This is a genomic window from Ignavibacteriota bacterium (genome assembly GCA_016218045.1).
Classification (GTDB): Bacteria; Bacteroidota; Ignavibacteria; order SZUA-365; family SZUA-365; genus JACRFB01.
In genome coordinates this window covers 1-3,644 of sequence record JACRFB010000009.1, presented here as the reverse complement: position 1 = coordinate 3,644, position 3,644 = coordinate 1, and the positions used below count along the sequence as shown (strand labels likewise).

The 3,644-nt window shown below is 60.9% G+C and carries 3 protein-coding genes; all 3 read left to right on the top strand.

What is annotated here, in order from left to right; all coding sequences use genetic code 11:
* Window positions 1-2,497: hypothetical protein (locus HY962_02385; GenBank protein MBI5645753.1), on the top strand; the 2,497-nt coding region annotated here is incomplete at its 5' end.
* Window positions 2,494-2,826 carry a hypothetical protein gene (locus tag HY962_02380; GenBank protein ID MBI5645752.1) on the top strand — a complete coding sequence of 111 codons (333 nt, stop codon included), beginning with the start codon at window positions 2,494-2,496 and terminating at the stop codon, window positions 2,824-2,826. The genes HY962_02385 and HY962_02380, both read left to right, overlap by 4 nt.
* A 71-nt stretch (window positions 2,827-2,897) precedes the next feature.
* Window positions 2,898-3,644: hypothetical protein (locus tag HY962_02375; protein MBI5645751.1), on the top strand; the 747-nt coding region annotated here is incomplete at its 3' end.

Sequence of the window (3,644 nt, the reverse complement as noted above, 5' to 3'; positions counted from 1 at the left end):
GATTGATGCACGCGGCAAGGAGGTGGTGAACAACTACGAGCCCGGGTCCAGCCGCGTGGTGTCCATCACGCGGACCGGGGAAACGCGCGATTACACGTTCACGTACGGGCTGGAGGGTGACGCCAATAGAGCAACCGGGCGCATCCTGCGCTCGCAGGATGAGGACGGCGAGGAGACGTACGTCTACAACGCGCTGGGCGCGACGACGAAGATCACGCGGAAGTTGCTCACCGACGAGGTGTTCGAAACGACGTTTGACTACGACAGCTTCAACCGCGTCAGGTCCATCACGTATCCGGACGGCGAAGTAGTCCAGTACCAGTACGACGCTGCCGGCCAGGTGCGTCACGCGGCGTCCACGCAGGCCTTGTACGTCAGCGGCATCCTCTACGACGAGCTTGGTCAGCGAAAGACGGTCACCTACGGGAACGGCGTGGTGGAGAACTTTACGATTGATCCCTACACGCGTCGGGTGACGGGCATCAAGTCAGGAGCGTTCCAGGACCTCACGTTGGTCTATGACGACGTCAACAACATCACGTCCATCACCGACCCGGGCTCACTGAGCCGCTCGCTTGAATATGACGCGCTCAATCGCCTCACCAGCGACAGGATGCGCGTGACGGCGGGGGACGGAACCTACAAGCAGCACATCAGCACGTTCACGTTCGACAAGCTGCACCGGATGCGCACGCAGGTGCAGGACGTGAGCACGGAAGTTGGAGCGGTACCGGCGGACAGTCACAACTGGACGTACCAGTACGCGCGCACGCCGCACGCCGTCAGCGGGGTTACCGGGCCCGGTACGCTGTTTGAGTACCGGCACGACCTCGCCGGGAACATGGAGTATTCCAAGCAGGGCAGCGACGTCCGCAACATCAGTTGGACCGCGGACGGATTTGAGCGCGAACACAGGCGCGGCGCGAGCACCACGACGTATTCGTATGATTCCAATGCGCAACGCCGGGCGAAGAACGTTGACGGTGTGGTGACGCATTACCTCGGTCCGCATGTCACCAAGAGCGCGGTGGGGTTGAGCAAGCACGTGTTCGTTGGCCAGCAACGCGTGGCGACGGCGATTGGGGACAATCGCGTTTTCTATCACACGGACCACATCGGCACGACGTCAGTGTTGACGGACAAGGACGGTGCAATCAGGCAGAAGGTGTGGTTGTACACGTATGGCAGTGAGTTCCATCACGTCGATGGTACGTCGCTGGCGTTGATGGACCAGCGGTTCCTCCTAACGGGGAAGGAGTGGGACGCGGAGAGCGGGGACTACTACTTCGGGTGGCGGTATCTGGCGTCAGATATTGCGACGTGGCGGAGTGCGGACCCGGAGTGGGCCAAGCAGGGGCCCGCTGGGTTGAGCCTCTACCTGCCCATGGCGGGTAATCCCGTGCGCAACGTCGATCCTGACGGACGCGCGTTGGATGACATCAGAGATTACGCCCGCGTTCTGTGGGGCGGTGAGGATGCATGGCAGGAGTCCGACTTCAACGACTACAATGAGAACCCAACTGCCCATACTGCTGGTCTGCTGGGTACGTTGGCCGGCGGTTCGGTCATTGGTGGCCTGATCGGCGGAGGCACCGCTGGTGTGGTGGGGCGAGGTGTCGTTGGCGGCACGCGGATTGCCGCCGCCTACGCAACAAATGGCGCTGTCGGGGGAACGACGTTGGCCGCGGACACCGCAGCCGTTGTCGAGACTGCCGCTGTACTTGGTGGCGAAACCGCAGTTGCTGGCGGTGTCAAAGCCGGCTGTTTTGTTTCAGGAACATTGGTTGCGGTTCCCGGTGGACGCACGCCGATTGAAGGCATTCATGTTGGCGATATCGTCAAGGCGTACGACCCTCTCACCGAGCAAGTCGCGGACGCAGTCGTTGAGAATGTCTTCACAACCCTCAGCGATCATACGATTGAGATATCACTTGAAGGTGGTGTTGAGATTGTAACGACGTCAGAGCATCCGTTTTGGGTTGTCCAGAAAGGATGGGCGCCGGCACGCGCCATAACGGTCGACGATGTGCTTCTCCAGAGTAACGGACAGGGGTCCGTCGTGGAACGTGTTCGCATAACGGATAGCTCAGTCCAAGTATTCAACATATCTGTGAATAGTGTTCATACGTTCTTTGTCTCAAGTGATGAAGTGTTGGTTCATAACAAGGCCGCCCGTGACCTGCGTTTTCCGCCGGTGGCGACGCCGAAAGCTGCCGTTCCTTATAAACGTCCCTCAGGATCAACAACGCCCGCTCAGCGAGCGTCTGTACAGGGCAAGCCATGTGTAAAGTGCGGCGCCGAAGCAAAGAAGATGGTGGCTGGTCACAAGAATGCGTTGGTGAAGGAACACTACGAAACAGGAACCATCGACAAAGAGAAGATGCGTGCGGCAGGCGCGGTCCAACCGGAGTGCCCGACATGTTCTGCTCGCGAAGGGGCCGACATGTCCAGGTACTCTCGTGAGCAGAAGGCGCTATTGGAGGGCAAGGAGCAATGACATCGGAGCAGGCCGAAGTGTGTCGGAAGTATGGCGTCGAGCCGTGCGAGCCGTTAGCAACAGAGAAGGTCGGGATTGCCAGAAACGTGCTCGAAGGTGTGTTGCCGATTAATGGCCTGCGACATCGGCCATCTGTGGATACGTGTGGTTGGTATATTTGGGGCGGAGGCGAGATTCCTGATCACGACAACTTCTTCGTGCCTCTTCATGTATCTCATCTTGGTGAATGGTGTCCTTCTGCTGTACGGTTTCTTGCGTTGCCGCCTGGCTTTCGTTTTCTTGTTGCTGAGGGTTACGAAGATGTCTGGCGCGACGAAGGACTCCTGTAGTGTGTTGCCCCACCCGGAACGTGAGTTCTGCAGCCGCCGCGGATAAGTATGGCCTTGACGAGTTCGGGCGGATGAAGACCGTCACGGCACCCGGCGAAGGCAAGCCGGATATCACCATGTCGTACGCCGGCAAGCGCGCCATCACAATCCACAAGGCGCCTCCAGGGGTAGAAGTGTCAGACCCGCTCGATCTGGCCATCCCGACGGCGCCCGTCACCATCCAGGCGGTGGATGGGCTCGGCCAGCCGGTGTGGACCGCGAAGACCGCCGTGGTGGACGGTGCGCCGACGTATGCGGTGGCCAACCGCGCGCTGAAGGACGGTCTGGGGCGGCCGCGCGTTGCCGGCCTGGTGCAGGCGGTGTCCTTTGCAGCGCTGGCGTCGCTGGTGACGGCGGATGCGTCCCCGGCCTTGTTTGCGCCAACGCGGACGGACGTGGACGACAAGGACCGCCCCACGTACGTGTACGAGCCTCAGGCGGCACCGTCAGAGGCCTCCCGCGTGTCGCGCAAGGAGTACAGCGCGGCCAACGGGCGGCTGCGCACGGATGCGTACGACGCGAAGAACAACCACACGGCCACCGTGCAGGATTCGGCGGGGAACACGGTGGAGGTGTGGGAGTACAATGGCGCGGAGATTGGCACCGTCACGTACGTCTTTGATGCGCTCAAGCAGGTCACGCGCATTGAGGACGCGGAGCGGCCAAATCCGAACGTCACGACGATCACCTACGACGGCCTCGGCCGGCAGAGCAGCGTGACGACGCCGGACACGGGGACAACGACGTTTGAGTATGACTCCGTTGGGCGGCTCAAGAAG

Bases quoted from the DNA above. Each gene is read 5' to 3' on its own strand.
- HY962_02380 (MBI5645752.1), top strand. From the start codon at position 2,494: ATGACATCGGAGCAGGCCGAAGTGTGTCGGAAGTATGGCGTCGAGCCG.